The sequence below is a fragment of the Pseudomonas sp. VMV1 genome, assembly GCF_056790235.1.
This window is the reverse complement of sequence record NZ_JBXGSE010000001.1, coordinates 565,903-584,168: the sequence shown is the minus strand read 5'-3', so window position 1 is coordinate 584,168 and position 18,266 is coordinate 565,903. Positions and strand designations below refer to the sequence as shown.

The 18,266-nt window shown below is 63.1% G+C and carries 18 protein-coding genes; 8 read left to right on the top strand and 10 right to left on the bottom strand.

Annotated elements, in window-relative coordinates; all coding sequences use genetic code 11:
* Positions 1–44: 44 nt before the first annotated feature.
* Positions 45–947, top strand: coding sequence for an AraC family transcriptional regulator (locus ACUCV0_RS02670; RefSeq protein WP_059314270.1), 903 nt, complete (start codon positions 45–47; stop codon positions 945–947).
* Positions 948–1,114: 167 nt separating this feature from the next.
* Positions 1,115–1,948: a glutathione-dependent disulfide-bond oxidoreductase gene (gene yghU / locus ACUCV0_RS02665; protein WP_059314269.1), complete on the top strand. Its 834-nt coding sequence runs from the start codon at positions 1,115–1,117 to the stop codon at positions 1,946–1,948.
* 35 nt (positions 1,949–1,983) lie between these two features.
* On the opposite strand, the gene ACUCV0_RS02660 is transcribed toward yghU, so the two are convergent.
* Entirely contained in the window at positions 1,984–3,375 is a 1,392-nt protein-coding gene (locus ACUCV0_RS02660; protein ID WP_482211940.1) for a CoA transferase, read from the bottom strand.
* Between the two features lie 161 nt (positions 3,376–3,536).
* Here ACUCV0_RS02660 and ACUCV0_RS02655 point away from each other — a divergent pair, with 161 nt between their 5' ends.
* The 4 genes from ACUCV0_RS02655 to ACUCV0_RS02640 all read left to right on the top strand — a co-directional run bounded on the left by ACUCV0_RS02655 (position 3,537) and on the right by ACUCV0_RS02640 (position 6,671).
* Entirely contained in the window at positions 3,537–4,580 is a 1,044-nt protein-coding gene (locus ACUCV0_RS02655; RefSeq protein WP_482211939.1) for an SDR family oxidoreductase, read from the top strand.
* A gap of 92 nt (positions 4,581–4,672) precedes the next feature.
* Positions 4,673–5,212 (top strand): DsbA family protein, encoded by a 540-nt coding sequence (locus ACUCV0_RS02650; RefSeq protein ID WP_482212248.1) that lies wholly within the window; start codon positions 4,673–4,675, stop codon positions 5,210–5,212.
* 112 nt (positions 5,213–5,324) lie between these two features.
* Positions 5,325–5,762, top strand: a complete 438-nt coding sequence (locus tag ACUCV0_RS02645; protein ID WP_482212247.1) for a YqaA family protein — start codon at positions 5,325–5,327, stop codon at positions 5,760–5,762.
* Between the two features lie 165 nt (positions 5,763–5,927).
* Entirely contained in the window at positions 5,928–6,671 is a 744-nt protein-coding gene (locus ACUCV0_RS02640) for an SDR family oxidoreductase (RefSeq protein WP_482211938.1), read from the top strand.
* A 10-nt stretch (positions 6,672–6,681) separates the two neighbouring features.
* On the opposite strand, the gene ACUCV0_RS02635 is transcribed toward ACUCV0_RS02640, so the two are convergent.
* The 9 genes from ACUCV0_RS02635 to ACUCV0_RS02595 all read right to left on the bottom strand — a co-directional run bounded on the left by ACUCV0_RS02635 (position 6,682) and on the right by ACUCV0_RS02595 (position 16,959).
* The gene (locus ACUCV0_RS02635; RefSeq protein WP_482211937.1) at positions 6,682–7,455 is read right to left on the bottom strand and encodes a lipopolysaccharide biosynthesis protein; all 774 of its coding nucleotides are present in this window, start codon (positions 7,453–7,455) and stop codon (positions 6,682–6,684) included.
* A gap of 642 nt (positions 7,456–8,097) precedes the next feature.
* The gene (gene uraH / locus ACUCV0_RS02630; RefSeq protein ID WP_271654374.1) at positions 8,098–8,496 is read right to left on the bottom strand and encodes a hydroxyisourate hydrolase; all 399 of its coding nucleotides are present in this window, start codon (positions 8,494–8,496) and stop codon (positions 8,098–8,100) included.
* Positions 8,497–8,507: 11 nt separating this feature from the next.
* Complete coding sequence (locus ACUCV0_RS02625; protein ID WP_271654373.1) at positions 8,508–8,984, bottom strand: GlcG/HbpS family heme-binding protein; 477 nt, start codon at positions 8,982–8,984, stop codon at positions 8,508–8,510.
* Positions 8,985–9,713: 729 nt separating this feature from the next.
* Positions 9,714–10,487 carry a DeoR/GlpR family DNA-binding transcription regulator gene (locus tag ACUCV0_RS02620; protein WP_059314260.1) on the bottom strand — a complete coding sequence of 258 codons (774 nt, stop codon included), beginning with the start codon at positions 10,485–10,487 and terminating at the stop codon, positions 9,714–9,716.
* A gap of 54 nt (positions 10,488–10,541) precedes the next feature.
* On the bottom strand, positions 10,542–11,543 hold the full coding sequence (gene pdxA, locus ACUCV0_RS02615) for a 4-hydroxythreonine-4-phosphate dehydrogenase PdxA (protein WP_059314259.1): 1,002 nt from the start codon (positions 11,541–11,543) through the stop codon (positions 10,542–10,544).
* Positions 11,536–12,831, bottom strand: a complete 1,296-nt coding sequence (locus ACUCV0_RS02610; protein ID WP_482211936.1) for a four-carbon acid sugar kinase family protein — start codon at positions 12,829–12,831, stop codon at positions 11,536–11,538. Before ACUCV0_RS02610 ends, pdxA begins: the two co-directional genes overlap by 8 nt.
* Positions 12,828–13,850: a 2-keto-3-deoxygluconate permease gene (locus ACUCV0_RS02605; protein WP_059314257.1), complete on the bottom strand. Its 1,023-nt coding sequence runs from the start codon at positions 13,848–13,850 to the stop codon at positions 12,828–12,830. Before ACUCV0_RS02605 ends, ACUCV0_RS02610 begins: the two co-directional genes overlap by 4 nt.
* 858 nt (positions 13,851–14,708) lie before the next feature.
* Positions 14,709–16,037 (bottom strand): APC family permease, encoded by a 1,329-nt coding sequence (locus ACUCV0_RS02600; protein WP_482211935.1) that lies wholly within the window; start codon positions 16,035–16,037, stop codon positions 14,709–14,711.
* A gap of 106 nt (positions 16,038–16,143) precedes the next feature.
* On the bottom strand, positions 16,144–16,959 hold the full coding sequence (locus ACUCV0_RS02595) for a carbon-nitrogen hydrolase family protein (protein ID WP_482211934.1): 816 nt from the start codon (positions 16,957–16,959) through the stop codon (positions 16,144–16,146).
* Positions 16,960–17,098: 139 nt separating this feature from the next.
* On the opposite strand from ACUCV0_RS02595, the gene ACUCV0_RS02590 reads away from it, so the two are divergent.
* Both ACUCV0_RS02590 and ACUCV0_RS02585 read left to right on the top strand, forming a co-directional pair.
* Positions 17,099–17,881 (top strand): helix-turn-helix transcriptional regulator, encoded by a 783-nt coding sequence (locus tag ACUCV0_RS02590; RefSeq protein WP_482211933.1) that lies wholly within the window; start codon positions 17,099–17,101, stop codon positions 17,879–17,881.
* Between the two features lie 122 nt (positions 17,882–18,003).
* Entirely contained in the window at positions 18,004–18,261 is a 258-nt protein-coding gene (locus ACUCV0_RS02585) for a hypothetical protein (RefSeq protein ID WP_482211932.1), read from the top strand.
* Positions 18,262–18,266 lie beyond the last annotated feature (5 nt).

Here is an 18,266-nt window from a genome sequence, read left to right as displayed (position 1 = left end):
GAACAGGGCCAGGATCAGGACCAACGTGAGCGATGGGTCGCCCCATGAGTCAGTCCCTGCGCAAGAGCAATCCCTCCTACGAGTTGATGGAGGACCTGAGCGGTCACTCGGTGATCTACCGGGAGCATGGCTTTCCCTGTCCGCTGGTGCGCTGGCATTTCCACAAGGAATACGAGCTGCACCTGATCGTGGCCAGTTCAGGCACGGCCTTCATCGGCGACTACATCGGCAACTTCTATCCGGGCAGCCTGTTTCTGACCGGCCCCCACCTGCCACACAACTGGATCAGCCGAATCGCCGAGGGCGAGGTGGTGGCCAAGCGCGACATGCTGGTCAACTTCACCAACGAGACGGTGGACAACGCCACGGCGGTGTTTCCCGAGTTGAGCGGTCTGGCCCCCCTGCTGGAGCGGGCGCGCTACGGTATCGAATTCCACGATTCGCAGTTGATCGCCCGTGCCGAGGTGTTACTGCAACAGATCGCCGACAGTGGCGGTGCGACCCGCCTCGGTCATTTCCTGGTGCTGATGGAGGCGCTGGCCACCTCGGAGCGCTATCAGCTGCTCTCCGGCAGCGTCGAGCCGGCCACTGCCAGCGAACAGGCGGTGGATCGCACCAACCGTGCCCTTAACTTCATCTTCGATCACTACCAGCGCGACTTCACCCAGGAAGAAGTAGCCGAGCACCTGGGCATGACACCGACCTATTTTTCGCGCTTCTTCCGCCAGGCCACCGGTCGTACCTTCGTCGAATTCGTCAACAGCCTGCGCATCAGCAAGGCCTGCGAGATGCTCTCCCACAGCCGCATGCCGGTCACCGACATCTGCTTCGAGGCGGGCTTCAACAACATCTCCAACTTCAACCGCCGCTTCCACCAGCTCAAGGGCATGACCCCGCGCCAGTACCGTAGCCTTACCGTGCAGCGACTGACCGAACAGAACGCCTGATCGCCTGCCATACGCTGGCAGGCGGCGTCTGCATGGATCGCTGATCTACCGTGTCTGCCTGCGCTGCTGGACCTGGTCTGTTGCCCGCTTGAGACCATTGACAGACCAAGTGCAAAGTTCGGTTATGATCGAACTACCAATCCGTGCCGACAGAGGACAGTGCCACCATGACCGATCCCTACACTCCCCCACGCGTCTGGACCCCCACCACCTCCGGCGGCAACTTCGCCAGCATCAACCGTCCCATTGCCGGCCCGACCCATGACCAGGAACTGCCGGTCGGCGAGCACCCCTTCCAGCTGTATTCCCTGGGCACGCCCAATGGGATGAAGGTGACGATCCTGCTGGAAGAACTGCTGGCGCTCGGGCATACCGACGCCGAGTACGACGCCTGGCTGATCCGTATCAGCGAGGGCGATCAGTTTTCCAGCGGCTTCGTGGAGATCAATCCCAACTCCAAGATCCCGGCCCTGGTGGATCGTCGGGGTGCCGAGCCGCTGCGCGTCTTCGAATCCGGCGCCATCCTGCTGTATCTCGCCGACAGCTTTGGCGCTTTCATCCCGAAGGATCACGCCGGTCGCACCGAGACGCTGAACTGGCTGTTCTGGCAGATGGGCTCCGCGCCCTTCCTGGGCGGTGGCTTCGGGCATTTCTATGCCTATGCGCCGGAAAAGCTCGAATACCCCATCAACCGCTACGCCATGGAAGCCAAGCGCCAACTCGATGTGCTCGACCGTCTGCTGGCCGAGCGCAGCTATGTGGCTGGCGAGGAATACGGCATCGCCGACATCGCCATCTGGAGCTGGTACGGCAACCTGGTGCTGGGCCAGTTGTACAACGCCGCGGAATTCCTTGCCGTACAGGACTACACCCACGTCCAGCGCTGGGCGCAGGCCATCGCCGCCCGGCCGGCGGTGCAGCGTGGTCGCCGGGTCAATCGCACCTGGGGTGAGGCCGGCGAGCAAGTGGCCGAGCGCCATTCGGCCAGCGACCTGGACTGATCCCACCGGAGGGTGCATCAGGTGTCTGCTGCCCCCTAGCGGCTCCAGTCCGCCGTGGCGGATCCGAGTCGCGTCGCGGGGCGCCGCCACTGCAGCTCGACCCCGCCAATCCGGAGCGGCGCTCGCAAGCGCAACGCCGATCCCCAGGCGGTAGGTTCCTGTTCCTTGCGGTAATCCCCTTCCTCCGGCCCGTGGTAAGCGGGACCGCCGCACGCGCCCGGTCGCTCGGTCAGCAGCCAGGCGGTGCGCGCCAGTGACAGGCGCGCCGTCAACGCGCGCCCCTCCCGCTGACGCCGCGCCAGTCCCCGAATGGCCGCGGCGGCCATCAGATAGCCAGTGGCATGGTCGAGCGCCTGAACCGGCAGGGGTACCGGCTGCTCCGCCTGCCGCCACTCACTGCCGGCCGCCGCGATGCCACAAGACATCTGCACCAGGCTGTCGTAGCCCCGCCGGAGCTTCCAGGGACCGCTCCAGCCATAGGCGCAGAGGGACACATCGATCAGGCCGGGATTGAGGGCACGTCGCGCCGCAGCTCCGTAACCCAGCCGTTCCAGCGCATCGGCGCGATAGCCATGAACCAGGATGTCCGCCTCGGCCAGCAGCGCCGCGAAGCGCTGGCGATCGGCAGGTTGCCTGAGATCGAGCCGTGCGCAGCGCTTGCCGAGGGTGACTTCGGGCGCCTGGGCCGGCTCGTCCCAGTCGGGCGGATCGATCCGTAGCACCTCGGCGCCCAGTCCAGCCAGCAATCGCGTGGCGATGGGCCCGGCGAGGATCCGTGTCAGGTCGAGGACCCGAATGCCCTGCAAGGGACGCTGCGGATCCGGCTGCCAATCCAGCGCTGTATCGGCAGCCGTCCATTCCTGAGCGATCAGGGGGTCGGCGCGGACGGCTTGCCCCTGCGGATGCGCCTGCCAATCGGCCTGGGTGCGGAGCTTGGCCGCGCAGCCACCTGCCGCGACGATGGCCGTTTCCAGGGCTTCGCCAGGCCAACCGGCCATGGCCCGCGCGACGGCGTCATGGCTGTTGGTGCAACCCAGCACGGCGAGGGCGCGCTCCCGGTGATGAGGCGCGTTGGCGTGCAACCGCAGCCAGCCGTCACGGGTGCGGTAGTCACCGGTGACCGGGTCCCAGACGCCCGGCAATTCCCAGCCCAGGGGGCGCAAGGTTGTCTTGAACCAGGCCGCGGCGAGATGACGATCCACCTCTACCGGGACCGCAGGTCCTCTCTCGGCCAGCAGGTCGGCGGTGGCCAATCCGGCGACACCGATCACCGCCGTGGCCAGGTCGCTGACCGGAAAGCAGGAGGCGAGACTGCCGCTACCCTGAACCTGCAGGGCTGACGCCAGGGAGGCAGGCAGTTCGAGGGCGGCGACGAGTTCGCCGAGCAGGGAGTCGAGAATGGCAGCTGTGCCGGATGGGCTGATCAAGGGAGGTTCTCCAAAGCCGCAGGCGTTATTGCCACAGTAGCCGTGCCTGCGCGAGCAGGACACTGGTTTTCGCCCGCCTACCGTCCGGCCCGCCACGGGGACAAAGCATCAGGCACCAGGGTCTTTTCTTCATCTTTCACCAGACCTTATCGGGAGACCCCATGACCGGAAGACAGCTGCTCATCGCCGGCGCCAGCGGCATCATCGGCCAAGCCGTGCTGGAGGCCTTCGCCAAGGCCGGCTGGTCCATCACCACCGTTGGCCGCTCGAAACAGGGCCCAAGCCGCTTTCCCCATCTGACCGCCGACCTGCTGGACCGGGATAGCCTGGCAGCGGCCAAGGCCGACCTGGCCGGCGTGACCCATCTCTTCTACAGCGCCCTCAAGCCGAACCCCGATCCAGGCGTGGAGGCGGACGAAAACGCCGCCATGCTGGAGAACCTGGTGGGCGCGGTGCGTAGCGCCGGAGCGCCCCTGGACCGCATCACCTTCGTCCAGGGCGGCAAGATCTACGGCGCTCACCTGGGGGTCTACAAGACGCCGGCCCGCGAGGACGACAGTCGTCACTTCCCGCCCAACCTCTACTTCCGCCATGAAGACTTCGTCCGCAGTCTCGAAGCTGATGGCATTCGCTGGACGGCGCTGAGGCCCGACATCGTCATCGGCCATTCGCTGGGATCGGCCATGAATCTGGGCAACCTCATCGGCCTCTATGGCGCGCTCTGTCGCGAGACCGGCACGGCCATGCAGTTTCCCGGAACGGAGCAGGCCTACCGCGGCGCCCTGGTCAACGTCACCGCCGCGCCGCTCTTGGGCGAGGCGGCGGTCTGGGCAGCGGAAGAAGAGCGCGACGGCGCCTACAATCTCACCAATGGCGACGTCTTCCGCTGGAGTCACGTCTGGCCGAAGCTGGCCAACTGGTTTGGCCTGGACGTGGGCGAGCCGCAACCTATCTCCCTGGCCCAGCGCCTGACCGCACTGAACCCGGTCTGGCAGGCGCTGGCACAACGCGAAGGACTGGCCGAGGCCGATCCCGAACGGATCGCACCCGGCGCCTTTGGCGATTTCATCTTCCGTGTCGAGAAGGACGCTATCTTCGACGTGACCAAGGCGCGGCAAGCGGGCTTTGGGCAGATGATCCTGAGGTCCGACGAGGTCTTGCTCGCGCATCTGGAGGACATGCGCAGGCGACGGCTGATTCCCTGAGGCGTCCCGCGCCGTCCTGAATCCTGGAAAACGCCCGGGACAGCGCGCGGTCACAACCTGATCGCTTCGCTCAATTCGGTTGGAGTTTCATGATGTACGCAGACACGCTCAGCTGGGGTCATGGCCCCCGCACCTTCGAAGTCTTTCTCGAGCCTACCTGTCCCTTCTCGGTCAAGGCCTTCAACAAGCTCGACGACCTGCTGGCCCAGGCCGGCCCTGACCGGATCACCCTGAAGATCCGCCTGCAATCCCAGCCCTGGCACCTGTTCTCCGGGGTGGTGGTGCGCTGCGTCCTGGCCGCCGATACCCTGGAAGGTGGCAAGGAAAGTGCCAAGGCGGTCTTGGCGGCGGTGGCCGCCCACCGCGAGGAGTTCGAGTTCAAGGATCACGCCACCGGGCCCAACCGTGAGGCCACACCCAACGACATCATCGCGCGCCTGGAGCGTTACAGCGGCCTGGCCCTGGCCGACGCCTTCGCCAAGCCGGACCTGCAGCACGCCATCAAGTGGCACTGCAAGTACGCCCGGCAGAACGGCATCCATGTCTCGCCGACCTTCATGATCGATGGCCTGGTGCAGCCGGACATGAGCAGCGGCGATTCGGTCGCGGACTGGATCGCCAGGCTGGATTGAACACCGGGGCTCAGGGCGGAGAGGAGGTGTAGCCTCGTCCCTGACGCTATGCTCGGCGATGTTCCTCCGACCCGAGACAGACTCCCATGACCTTTCCTGCTGGAGCTCTACCCTGGAAGCTCTAAGTGTCTATCTCGGGCTGGCCGCCCTCGCCTTTGGCGCGGCCACCCTGCTGCCCCTGCAGTCGGAAGCGGCCCTGGCCGGGCTGCTGCTCACCGAGCGCTATGCCACGGCGCTCCTGCTGCTGGCCGCGACGCTGGGCAATGTCGCGGGTTCGACGCTGAACTGGTGGCTGGGCACCCACCTCGAACGCTTTCGCCAGCGCCGCTGGTTTCCGGTGTCGCCGCAACGCCTTGCCCGCATCCAGGCGGCCTATCAGCGCTGGGGCTGGTGGTCGCTGCTGCTCAGCTGGACGCCCGTGATCGGCGATCCCCTCACCCTGGTGGCCGGGGTGATGCGCGAACCGCTGTGGCGCTTTCTGCTGGTGGTGACCCTGGCCAAGGCCACGCGCTATGTGGTGGTCTGGGGTCTCACCCTCGGTTGGCGCTGACTGCGGACTGGCCGCTCTGAAATTTCGACAGAATGTCGTGGCGCCGGAGGGCTTGCCGTAGACCTGCGTAAGCGAAGCCCAGTGGAGAACAGCCGCATCAGCCCATGCACCTTAAGTAAGGTATGAAGTCTGATGACTTTCAACAGCCTTCAGGAGCAGCTTTACATGAGCGACAACATCCGAGACAAGGTCGTCGTCATTACGGGGGCCAGCAGCGGCCTGGGTGAGGCCACCGCGCGTATGCTGGCCCAACACGGCGCGCACCTGGTGCTGGGCGCGCGCCGACTTGAACGTCTGGAAGCTCTGGCAACCGATCTGCGGGCCACGGGCGCCCAGGTCGAGGTCAAGGCCACCGACGTGACCCGGGCCGAGCAGGTCCAGGCCCTGGTCGATCTGGCGTTGGAGCACCATGGTCGTGTCGACGTCATGCTCAACAACGCCGGGCTGATGCCGCATTCGCCACTGGACCGGCGGCGTCTGGAAGACTGGGACCAGATGATCGACGTCAACATCAAGGGCGTGCTCTATGGCATCGCCGCGGTACTGCCGACCATGCAAACGCAGAAGAGCGGCCACATCATCAACGTCGCCTCGGTTGCCGGCCATAAGGTCCGCGCCGGCAGCACCGTCTATTCGGCCACCAAGCATGCCGTACGGATCATCTCCGAAGGCTTGCGCCAGGAGGTCAAGCCCTATGGCCTGCGCACCACCATCCTTTCCCCCGGCGCAGTTGCCACGGAGTTACCCGACTCCATCACCGAAGCAGACGTCGCCGAAAACGTTCGCAAGCTCTATGAGCTCGCCATTCCCGCCGACGCCTTTGCCCGGGCAGTCATCTACGCCTTGAGCCAACCGGACGACGTGGATATCAACGAAATCCTCTTCCGCCCGACGCGGCAGGAATACTGAAGCTTCGTCGTCAACCGGCCTGACGGGTCCGCTGACCCAGCCAGGCCGCCTCCACGGACGCCAGATCGGCGCGCGGGATGAGTTGCGCAGGAATGCGGCTGCAGCGAGACAGGTTGAAGACCTGCCGGCCGTCGGCGGTCATGACGTCCTGCATGACCTTGAGGCCGGGCAAGATACGGTTGTGCAGATGCTCGTCCAGACCGCAGGGCGATCTCGGGTCAGTGCTGCCTTCGTAGAAGCGTGGGGCCTGGGCATTGAGATCGACACCGGCCAGATAAATCTCGCTGAAACCCAGGTGATAGGCTAATTGAAGGGCGATAAAGGCGACGGTCCGTACATCGAAGATGCCGTAGTCCATGTCCCGACTGAAACCGATGTCGCGTGCCCGGCGACTGAGCAGCGTATGGACACGTTGCGCCTGGGCACGCTCAGCGCCGAGGTAGTGCTCCAGTCGGGTACTGGGCGCCCGCTTGAGCCCATGCGCCTTGCCATGCAACCCGGCTGACAACTCATCGATGGCCTCCGGCCACAATGCCAGGTGCTGGGCGCGTTCGAGGCCCTGCGCATAGAGTTCGGGCTGCTGGGCGGCAAAACTCAGATCACTACAGACATAGAACAACGGCTTGATGGCGCTCTTCGTCAATTTGGCAATGGCGCCGTTCATGGTAATGACTGGCACATCACGCCAGGCTTCCAGGCGGAGTTCCCCCGCCGACGGCCCCGACGCCAGCAAGAGCACCGGACCCTGCTGGCTGCCTCGCAGCGAAGCGAAGTCCTGGCTCATCGCCATGATCCGTTTACGGCCAGGCACATGACTAGCCAGGGTAATAAAGGAAGATCTTGATCTAGCGGCATAGGCACCGGCTCCTGGTCAAAAACACGGCGAACGCCATCAGTCAGACAGTATCAACGACATCGACTGGAGAAATAACGGGAGGCAAAAACGATTAACGCGATGACGATGGGCTTCTTCTCTTGCCAGGCGCTGTTTCACTGCTCCCGCTTCACGCGAATCTTGGCCAGCAGGAAAGGGCCTATGACTACGTCAGCGCTATTACAGGCTAGACAGATACATCCCCGTAATGCGCCGCATAGAGGTCGTTGACCGCGTGAACGCGTATTGCCGAAAAGAACGCCCAAACCTGCAAACAGCTGGATCGCAGGTGGATTACCTCCTTGGCATCATCTCGTTTGATGGCGGCGTTTTAAACGACGAGAGGTGTGGCCGGAAAAGCCATCACCTTTCGTTCAAGACACCACGAAGGGATCGACCAGCAGGAGTCGTCCCCCCGGCCAGCCGAGAGGTTGTGCCCATCTAAGCGGAGCTCGGCAAGCTGACCAGGGGGATGCCCTTCCATCACGTCACTGGCTAGGCCTCACCTATCCCAGCGGTAGCTCCGGCAAGGCACCTCACCCCTCAACTGATCTAGGAACCTCGATAGGTACTGAAGCCGTAGGGACTCAGCAGCAGCGGGATATGGTAGTGCTGCTCCGGTTGGGTGACGTCGAATACCACGGGGATTTCCGGGAAGAAGGCACTACGGCCCTGCTGGCGATAGTAGTCCCCGGTCTTGAAGACCACGCGGTATTCACCCTTCTCGAAGGTCCGCTCCTTGGGGAACAGCGCCGGCACCCGACCCTGGTCGTTGGTGACCTCTTCCGCCAGCGGCTGCCAGCCCTGCCCTACCTGGCGTTCCAGGGTCACGTGCACCCCGGCCGACGGCTTGCCGTCCTCCAGGTTGAGCACATGGACGCTCAGGGGATTGGGCGCGGCGACGGCAAGGCCGGACAGGGCCAGGCCAGACAACAGAACGAACGTCTTCATGAAGATCTCCTTCAAGGATGGGAGGTGAGGTTGAGGTGTTCAGCGGCGGCCAGTGCACAACGTTCGTCCGCCCCGCCACCGCCGGCACCGGCGATACCCAGGGCGCCGACCAACTGGTCGCCCTCATAGAGGGGGATGCCGCCGCCCAATAGCAGCAACTCGGGCAAGGTGACGAGGTTGGCAGCGTCCGGGTTCTGCCGGGCGCGCTCGGCTAGCGCCTGGGACGGGGTGCGCGTGGACAGGGCGGTGAAGGCCTTGCGGCGAGCCGCCTCGGCGTTATGCGGCCCGACGCGGGTATCGCGCTGCAGGAGGATCAATTGGCCGCTGCGGTCGAGCACCGCGAGCGCGGCGCTGCAGGGTGCGGCTTGCGCCAGTCGATGTGCGGCGTCCAGGTCGAGATCGGGGTGCTGCGGCAGGGCTGCCTGCGCCTGACCGAGCAGAGTAGCGCCCAGCAGCGCAACGGTTAGGGAAGAAAGTAAGCGCGACATGATTCGAGGTCCAGAAGATGACCTCGCCAAATTATCCTGATCGCTCGGTCAGGAAGGGGTACTACAGGATGACAATTTTGTCAGTTTGATCAAGTAGATAACTGTATGTACAACGCCGCATTGTCTCGTGGCCCGATCAAAAACAGGTGCCTAGGCACAAACAGTTGCATCGCGCTCACACAATGAGACTTGCGACTGCTTGCGCTCCCGCTCTGCATTGGGCAGAACCATCAGGCCGCGGTTATACCGCTTTGTCCCGGCAGTGCTCTCGGTTAAGCAGTACGTACACCACGTCAGCTGGGTGGCTTTGCTCTTTAGAGAGAAGAGTCCGAAAGTCTCGGTGACAATGGTGCACCGGATCGGCCAGGTTTTGACGGTGGGTGATGCCGGCTATTTCTGGGTATCCCTACCCGGGATCGCCATCGACATAATCTCAACGAGCTTGCTGCGCTCTTGATCGCGAAAACATCCCTGAGTGCACCTGCACGGCAAAGCGCTTTGGAACAAATTGACGACCGACTACGGCACGGCAAAAAACTGTCTGTGGCACTGCCCGACAACACCCGACGCGAATGCAACGGCGGCGTTCTCAGACCGGCAGCAGGTATTCACGGCAGAGCGCATGTTTTGCCGCGCCCCCGGTATTAGACGCTTGTCGATCGTATGCCGAAAGCGAACACGGCCTTTTACCTGTCGATTTGCATCGAGCGCCCGGCTCCCAGAACCGCGTCAGTCGACAGTAGCCGTCTCGACCCTGATCTGCGCCACTGCCCTGAAGGGTTCCAACTGCGTCTCTTGCGCTTGGGAATCGGTGATAAGCGTCCATTCCCGTTCAAGAGGTGTCCAATGTTGCTGGCGGGCTCGACCGAGTTTGTCGGCGTCGGCGAGAACGAACACTTGGGCGGCGCGTTTGATGATGCACTCCTTCAGGTAGGCCTGTTGGTCGCTGGCCTCGCAGAGGCCAAATTCGGCCACCACACCGTCCGCTCCTAGGAACGCCTTGTCCACGCTCAAGCGGCTGAGGGTCAGCTCCGCCAGCGGACCGAGTGTGCTCATGCTCGAGCCGCGTAGATCGCCGCCGATCAGGGTCAGGCGAACGCCCGGTGCGTTGGCCAGGGGTGTCACCGCGAGCAGATTGTTGGTGACCACGTGCAGGTTCTGCCGCGCACACAGGTGCAACGCCAGCGCCGCGCAGGTGGTGCCGCCGTCTAGCAATAGCGTGTCACCGTCTTCCACGTGCCTGGCCGCGGCCCTGGCGATGGCGTCTTTCTGATCCCGCTGGCTGGCCTTGCGCTCTTCCAGCGAAGCTTCCGGCTCGTGCATGCCGAGCAGCGCAGTCGCGCCGCCGTGGGTGCGCACCAGATGCCGTTGCTTGGCGAGCATAGCCAGGTCCCGGCGCACGGTGGCTTCCGACACGCCGAGAGCTGCGCTGAGTTGCTCGACGTGGGTGTCTCGGGCGCGCACCAGCTCGAGGATGGCGCGATGACGGTCGGCGGCTTTCATAGACGGCCTTGTGACGAAAGGGCCGACAATCTTACACAAGGGTGACGCAAGCCCTCATCCTCGACGCGTGGCCAGCTCAGTACCCTGGCGCAGTGCTTCAAGCAGGCTACGTTCGTCAGCGATGCCCTTGCCGGCAATGTCGAAGGCCGTGCCGTGGTCCACCGAGGTGCGGATCACGTCCAGGCCTACGGTAACGTTCACTCCTGCTTCCAGACCCAGGACCTTGACCGGGCCATGCCCCTGGTCGTGATACATGGCCACCACCAGGTCAAAATCCCCACGGCCGGCGCGGAAGAACAGCGTGTCGGCCGGCAGCGGGCCGGTCACGTCCAGGCCCTGCGTCTGCAGCAGCTTTATGGCCGGGATGATCTTTTCCTCCTCCTCGCCGTAGCCGAACAGGCCGTTTTCACCCGCGTGCGGGTTGATACCACACACCCCGATGCGCGGCCGGCTGATGCCCGCCTTGATTAGGGTGGCATTGCCGCGTTCGATGGTGCGCTGGACCAGACCAGGCTCGATCTTGCGAATTGCGTCGATGATGCCCATGTGCGTAGTGACGTGGATTACCCGCAGCTGAGGCGCCACCAGCATCATCGACACTTCGTCAACCTGAGTCAGGTGGGCAAGCATTTCGGTGTGCCCCGGATACTTGTGGCCGCCGGCATGCAGCGCCTCTTTGTTTAGCGGGGCGGTACAGATGGCGTCGATCTGGCCGGCTTCGGCCATCTGCACCGCCCTGGCAATGTATTGATAGGCGGCGTCACCTGCGATGGGCGACAACTGTCCGAAGGGCAGGTCCGCAGGGATCAGTGCCAAGTCGATACAGTCGATGATGCCCGGCTCGTAGCGCGCTTCGCCGGCATCCTGGATGCGACGCACCTTGGCGCTGCCCTTGACGATCTCGTTGGCCTGCTCCAAGCGCTGCGCATCGCCGATCACCAGTGGGCGGCACTGCTGATACACCACCTCGTGGGCGAGGCTCTTGACGATGATTTCCGGGCCTACCCCGGTCGCATCGCCCATGGTGATGCCGATGACGGGTAGATAATTACTCATGATGGGTACCTTGTAGCGCAGGATTTAAGATAGGACCCGCAGCGTCATGCGCGGGCTCGAGAGCGTTGTGCATATGTAGCCAGGCGGCGTACAGCGCGTGATCCGTACCGAACGCACCGGCCTTGGTCACCACACCGGGATGGTGCCCGTCGCGGGTGGAAATTGGGTGCCCGAACGCGACACCTGCTTCGATTTCACAGAGCAGCTGGAGGCTGCCAATGCCGACAGCCCCCAACATGGCCCGCGCGGTTTCGCCGCCCGTTGCGACCAGGCCGCCGACATAGACAAACTGCTGCTTCACGAGCTGCGCGAGCGAAGTAGAAAGCTGCGCGCCCTCGGCAGGATTGAAGGTCTCATCACGGCCAATACGGACCAGCAAGTCGTTGCCACCACCAAGCATCTGGCCGATACGAGCTTCCCACTCGGCCCAGTCCGCGTGTGAAGGGCCTTGGCGCAATACCGCCGGCGGCACCGTCAACTCGGTAACGCCAGCGCGATCCTTAAGCATCGCGCACTGGCGTTCGGACACGCTGGACAGGCTGCCCACCAGCACCAACGTAGGCGCATACTTTTTCCGCGTAGTGGTAGGCATCGGCGATGGCGTACCAAGCAATTCAGGTAGCGCAGCCATTTCCCGAGCCAGGCCGCCCGACCCCACCCAGAACAGCGGTTCCGACAACTGGGCCGTTACCCGAGCCAGGATACGCAGATCCTCGCTGCTCTCAGCGTCAACAATCAGCGCATCGGCCAGCCCGCCCGCCGTGCCCGCGATAACGCGGACCAGCGCCGCCGCGTCACCGCGCAGCGTCTCCAGCGGCAGCCTGGCCACGCGAAGGCCGACTTCCTCGAGCAGCGTGGAGATATCCGCGCAACGGCCGGCATGCTCGAGTTGCCAGGTGTCCGTGCTCTCGAGCGAGTGACCGTTGACCCACACCTTGCCTTCCAGTGTGGTTCGCCCTGTGGCCGGAAAAGCGGGCGCAATGATTGCCAGACCCGCGTCCAGCTTCAAGGCGGCAACTTCCGCCGCCCAGTTACCACGCAGGGTGGAGTCGATCTTCTTGTACAGGCGCTGCCCTGGTCGGCGCAGGGTCTGCCACGCTTTGAGAGTGCGTTCACCTGCTTGTGCTGGTAGGAGCCGACGAGTGTCGGTATCGATGGCCACCACTGTCGCATCCCCTGTATCGTGGGACGGATCCAAGGCCACGACCGTGCTCTGACCGGCGCCCGCGAAGGCAATGGCACAATCCGCCGCACCTGAAAGATCATCAGCGATAATCAATAACTTCATCGAATGACCTCCCGCCGTGTGTCCGAACTGTCACTCACGTTCGCGCCCTCCGCTGCCGCACCGTGACGCGTCTGATAACGTTTGGCGACCGACGCGGTGAGAATCGGTGACAGCACGGCGGTCACTACTACACAGGCAGCCACCAACAAGGTGGCGGAATTGGCCGCCTCGGTATAGATCGGGTTGGCCGCCGCTACCAGCGCAGGCACCGCCGCCGCATTGCCTGCGGTATTCGCCGCCGCCACCCCTGCAACGCCAGTACCTCCCGACGCGCGGTCCGCGAAGTACAGAGGGATACCCGTGAGCACCACCACCGCCACGCCCAGGCCGATGCCCAGTAAGCCGGCCTGCCACACCTTGTGCAGGTCCAGGCTCGCCCCCAGTGCCAAGGCGAAGAAAGGGATCATCACTGGTACGGCCTTGGCCAGGAACTCGCGCATTTCACGGTCGAGATTGCCCAGCAGCATACCGAGCAGCAGCGGCAGGATCGCGCCCACCAGCGTCGGCCAAGGAAAGGCCGCTAGCCCGGCAACGCCCAGGGTGACCATGGTTAGGAACGGGCCCGACTCCAGCGACATCACCGAATAGGCCCCCACATCTTCGGAGCGCCCGTACTGCCCCATGAGCGCCATGTACAGACCGCCGTTGGTATCGTTCATCGCTGCTACCACAGCCAGAGTGGAGAGCCCGGCAAACACCCCTGAACTGATCGGCTGCTCGCCCAGGAACTGGCCCATGATCACGCCAATTACGATCGCAGTCCCGACCTTGGTGCCAAACAGCACCCCGCCCTTCTTGAGCAGGTAAGGCGTTGCCTTGATATCGATGCTTGCGCCCATGCACACATAAAACACTGCCAGGATCGGCAGCGACCCGGTGAACAACGCGTTGGTGAACGAACCGAAGAACTTCGGCATGTCCGGCAGGAAGGTAGCGACGAGCGAGCCGATCAACAACGGCACGATCATCATGCCACCGGGTACACGTTCGATACTGCGCTTGATTGGAATCTGGGCCACGAGAGAGCTCCTTATTTTTATAGGTGCCACAGTGATGGGGATGGGGATGGGGATGGGGATGGGGTGGATGTGAAGCCTACTGAGCGAAATGATCAAGTTCATGACTGATTCGCGCAAAATCAGCATACGAGAGATAAAATAAATGCGCAAATCAAACAGTATTTTGATCGATTTGAGCAGGATGGACGCCAGTAGCGATCAGCGAATGGCCTGCGTCAGCACACAGCACGCGCGGCAGGCAGGGACACCGATGTAGACCTGCTTGGCATCACTCGAATGCCAAGCGCGCCAAGCGGGAAGACTTGGCTACCGGGATGGGAAAATTGATCGACGGGTGCTGCTAGAGATGTCCGACCATTGTGGGCCGGCATATTTCGCGGGACTGATGATCCAGCAGCCAACCGAAGTGTCCGTGTTTGCCGACTCGACCATCGCCAGCAGCACAGGACGCCGCTCAAGACGGACTGGACGCTGATTACCGATGCCACGGCGACCGAGTTCCTGGCCCCGCTTAGTCAGCAGAGTCTGGTCCGCGTGGAGGTGGTGTCCTGAGTGCTAACGCGCTGATGTTGATTTACGCAGGACCCGTGAGCAGAGGGGTCAGGAGAAAACATTACGCTCGCGGTGCATACGTTCTACACCCATACCAGCGCGGTCTGGATGCATACCATACGCCGCGTCGTCATCTTCAAAAGCCGATTGCCAGGTCCGAGCAAGCGCTTGGGCGGAGCGCCTAAAGGCGCCTGCAGTTGATACGGTGATGGTCCGGTATCAGGTGAAACCGTCGACAAGGACATACGAGCGGTCCGTCGACGACCTGCTCGCGCTGCTGGCCTCGAGCTGCAACGATCCAGCTACTCACCCCTGCTCCGCTTCAAAGCTAAGCGCTGGCGGCCGGCGATGAAAACCTCCCGTCAGCCAAGCCAGATAGAGTCCACCGAGCATCAGCCAGCTACAGCCAAGCATGATTGCCAGGCGGTCTAGGCTGATCATCAGCCACAGCGTCGCCAGCAGGCCGAGAAGCGGACACAGCAGGTAGAGCACCAGTTGTAGGGGACCACGTTTCTGCGGCTGGCGTGCGAAGTGAACGATCACTGAGAGGTTCACGAGGCTGAACGCTAGAAAGGCGCCGAAATTAATGAATGAGGTCGACGTGGCGACGTCAAGCTTGAGTGCCAGCAGCGCTACCACCGCGCAGACAAGGATAGCGCCCACCGGCGTACCGAACCGCGGACTCAGGGTGCCCAGTAGCGCACGAGGCAGGACGCCGTCGCGGCCCATGGCGAACATCAGGCGCGAGGCGCTGGCCTGCGCTGACAAGCCCGAGGTGAACTGACCGACGATCAACCCGATCAGGAAGACCGACACGAACAGATCACCGCCGATATTGCGGGCGATCTCATAGGCCGCCGCATCGCTGCTCTCGAATAGGGTGGAGGGATGTGCAAGTTGCACGAAATAGGCGGTGATCACGAAGATCAGTCCACCGATCAGGGTGATCAGCAGGATTGCCCTGGGAATGGTGCGCTGGGGGTCTCGGGTTTCCTCGGTCAGGGTGCTGACCGCATCGAAGCCCAGGAAGGAGTAGCAGGCTACCGCCGCGCCCGCCATCACCAGGGACAGGTTCACGCCCTCGCCCAGGAACGGCTGCAGCGACAGCAGCGGCTTGCTGGCGTCGCCCACCACGTAATGCACGCACAGCGCCACGAAGGCCAGCAGGACCAGAAACTGCACCAGCATCAAGATGCTGTTGATGCCCTTGGCCAGGTGTAGGCCTACTACATTGATCACGCTGGTGACCAGGATGAAGATGAGCACCCAAAGCGCCTGCGGCAATTGCGGGAACGCCGAATGAAGGTAGGCCGCGCCGATCAGCCAAATCGCCATCGGCAGGAACAGATAGTCGAGCAACACCGCCCAACCGGCGATGAACCCGAGATGATCGCTGATGCTGTGACGTACATAGCTATAGGCCGATCCGGCTACCGGAAACAGCTTGGCCATGCGCGCATAGCTCAGTGCGGTGAAGAACATCGCCACCGCAGCGGCCAGGTAGGCCGCTGATACCGCGCCATGGGTAATCTCGGCCAGGATGCCGAAGGTGCCGAGGACGATGATCGGCGTCATGTAGGCGATGCCGAACAGCACCACCGCTCCCAGAGACAGGGATCGTTGCAGACGAGCCATTACTGGTTACTCCCATTTTATACGTTGTTATGGCAGGACCGAAGTCGGCAAAAGCGCGCGGCAAGGCCGCAACGGGCGCGTCTGTGGCGCCCTTCAGAAGGAAAGGTCAGGGGATCAGTAACTCACGCACACCATTGGCATGGTCGATGCGCGTACCTGGCAGCGCTATGCGCCGCTCTTCTAGGTAGCGGTAATCACGGCGGGCCTCGGCCAGGCGATGAAAGTCCAGGTCGATGGTCTGTGCGCACGGCTCGCGACCGGCTTCCAGCAGCAGGCTGCCGTTGGGGTCGACCGCCGCGCTGCCGCCGGCGAATACCAGGCCGTCGTCCCCTGCGCCGACGCGGTTGGCCATGACCGCGTAGGCCTGGTTTTCCATCGCCCGTGCCATGATCGCGGTTCGGTGCGTCGGCCCGTAGGGATCCATGTTGCCGTTGGTGACGATCAGCAGCTCAGCGCCGAGCTCACCCAGGGCACGGGCGCTCTCGGGAAATTCGATGTCGAAACACACCAGCAGGCCGACCCGCACGCCATCGAGCAGCGCGGTGCCGTAGCGATCGCCCGGCGCGAACACACCGCGATCCGACGCCCACAGGTGCGTCTTGCGGTAGGTCAGCACGATGTCCTGCCCGTCCATCAACACGGTGGTGTTATAGAACGTACCGTCGTCGTCCTCGGCAAAACCGATGGCAACCGCCACGCCACGCGCAGCCGCTGCCTTGCCGATGGCGGTCAGACTCGGGCCATTCAAAGGCTCAGCCAGGGCCGCAACGTTTTCTGGCGTCGGAAAACCCGTCAGGTAGGTCTCGGGAAACACCAACAGGCGAGTGCCCGTCCTGCACGCCGCGATGGCTTGCAGGGCCTGGGCGAGATTATGGGCCGTATCACCATCACGACCGGTGAGCTGAGCGAGTTCAACTTGCATGACGGGGCTCCGTTCTTGCTGTTGCATCACGTGGGGGGCAAACACAGAATGCGGACACCCCACCTTTCGGAGTCGAGTATGGCGGCGGAGTCACACAGGCGGAATTACGCACGCGGGGTAACCCCATAGGGGTACACAGATGACCATGACCTTGCACGACATCGCCTTCCATCAGACCGTGGCCGAACTCATCGAAGCGCTCGACCGCCCGCATTTCTGGCGTGCCATGGCCCGCGCGCTGGAGCAGTACGTACACCATGACAGTTGGGTGGCACTGATCTTCAGCGAGGGACGCCCGCAGGTGCTGGCCGAAAGTCCCGGCGACGACGGTGCACCGGACCGGCTCTTTCAGGACTACCTGCACGGCCTGTACCTGCTCGATCCCTTCTACATCGCCAGTCGGGAGAGCCCGCGTGAAGGTCTGGTGCGCCTGAGCGAAATCGCCCCGGACTGTTTTGAACAAACGGACTACTACCAGCGCTACTTCAGCCTCAACGTGGTCGCTGACGAGGTCCAGTTCAATGTGGTCCTCCCCGAGGCTCGTACCCTGTGTCTCTCACTGGGTTCACGGCAACGCTTCCGACCTGAGCAGATCGCCCTGCTCACCCTGGTAGCGCCTTGGGTCATGGCACTGGCGCGCCAGCGCCTGGGCTACGAGCCGGAGCCCAGTGAGCCGACAGCCGCTCCCCCCTGGCAGGAGCGCCTCGAGCGGATGGCGCGCCAGGTCGAAACGGCGCTGACCGGCCGCGAGCTGGAAGTCGCGCGCCTGGTGCTCAGCGGTTACTCCAGCAAGGAGGTGGCGCGCAAACTGGCCATCTCGGCCGAGACCGTGAAGGTGCACCGTAAGCACGTCTACAGCAAGCTGGGCATCAAGTCGCAATCGGAACTGTTCGCCGTATTCCTGCAGGCTCAGCGCGACTGACGCCACAGATTTCCACCGCGCAGTGCAATGAAGCAAGCAACCTGGTTCAGCATGCTCATAAGGGACCCCTGTATGCGTGATGGGTTGATCAACTGGCGGTGACATTTATGCCGCCATCGGTCATGACCATCTATTCGCTCCCTCGGAAAGGTATCGACGCAAGCAACTTCGCAAGCGACCTTCCGGACCTTTCCGATGACATCGAGCTGCGCTTTTCAGTACTAAAGGACCTACTCGATCAGCTTGACGCGTGCACCCTGGAAACAGATTCGCTTCGCGCCACGATTATCAAGATGACTGCGCAAGATCTGTTGGATGAGATGGTCATCATCCATCGCCGCGGCAAAAGCATTACGAACGCGTCCGCACTGGGCATATGAGCAGT

Bases quoted from the DNA above. Each gene is read 5' to 3' on its own strand.
- ACUCV0_RS02670 (WP_059314270.1), top strand. From the start codon at position 45: ATGAGTCAGTCCCTGCGCAAGAGCAATCCCTCCTACGAGTTGATGGAG.
- yghU (WP_059314269.1), top strand. From the start codon at position 1,115: ATGACCGATCCCTACACTCCCCCACGCGTCTGGACCCCCACCACCTCC.
- ACUCV0_RS02655 (WP_482211939.1), top strand. From the start codon at position 3,537: ATGACCGGAAGACAGCTGCTCATCGCCGGCGCCAGCGGCATCATCGGC.
- ACUCV0_RS02650 (WP_482212248.1), top strand. From the start codon at position 4,673: ATGTACGCAGACACGCTCAGCTGGGGTCATGGCCCCCGCACCTTCGAA.
- ACUCV0_RS02640 (WP_482211938.1), top strand. From the start codon at position 5,928: ATGAGCGACAACATCCGAGACAAGGTCGTCGTCATTACGGGGGCCAGC.
- ACUCV0_RS02635 (WP_482211937.1), bottom strand. From the start codon at position 7,455: ATGAGCCAGGACTTCGCTTCGCTGCGAGGCAGCCAGCAGGGTCCGGTG.
- uraH (WP_271654374.1), bottom strand. From the start codon at position 8,496: ATGAAGACGTTCGTTCTGTTGTCTGGCCTGGCCCTGTCCGGCCTTGCC.
- ACUCV0_RS02625 (WP_271654373.1), bottom strand. From the start codon at position 8,984: ATGTCGCGCTTACTTTCTTCCCTAACCGTTGCGCTGCTGGGCGCTACT.
- ACUCV0_RS02620 (WP_059314260.1), bottom strand. From the start codon at position 10,487: ATGAAAGCCGCCGACCGTCATCGCGCCATCCTCGAGCTGGTGCGCGCC.
- pdxA (WP_059314259.1), bottom strand. From the start codon at position 11,543: ATGAGTAATTATCTACCCGTCATCGGCATCACCATGGGCGATGCGACC.
- ACUCV0_RS02610 (WP_482211936.1), bottom strand. From the start codon at position 12,831: ATGAAGTTATTGATTATCGCTGATGATCTTTCAGGTGCGGCGGATTGT.
- ACUCV0_RS02600 (WP_482211935.1), bottom strand. From the start codon at position 16,037: ATGGCTCGTCTGCAACGATCCCTGTCTCTGGGAGCGGTGGTGCTGTTC.
- ACUCV0_RS02595 (WP_482211934.1), bottom strand. From the start codon at position 16,959: ATGCAAGTTGAACTCGCTCAGCTCACCGGTCGTGATGGTGATACGGCC.
- ACUCV0_RS02590 (WP_482211933.1), top strand. From the start codon at position 17,099: ATGACCATGACCTTGCACGACATCGCCTTCCATCAGACCGTGGCCGAA.
- ACUCV0_RS02585 (WP_482211932.1), top strand. From the start codon at position 18,004: ATGACCATCTATTCGCTCCCTCGGAAAGGTATCGACGCAAGCAACTTC.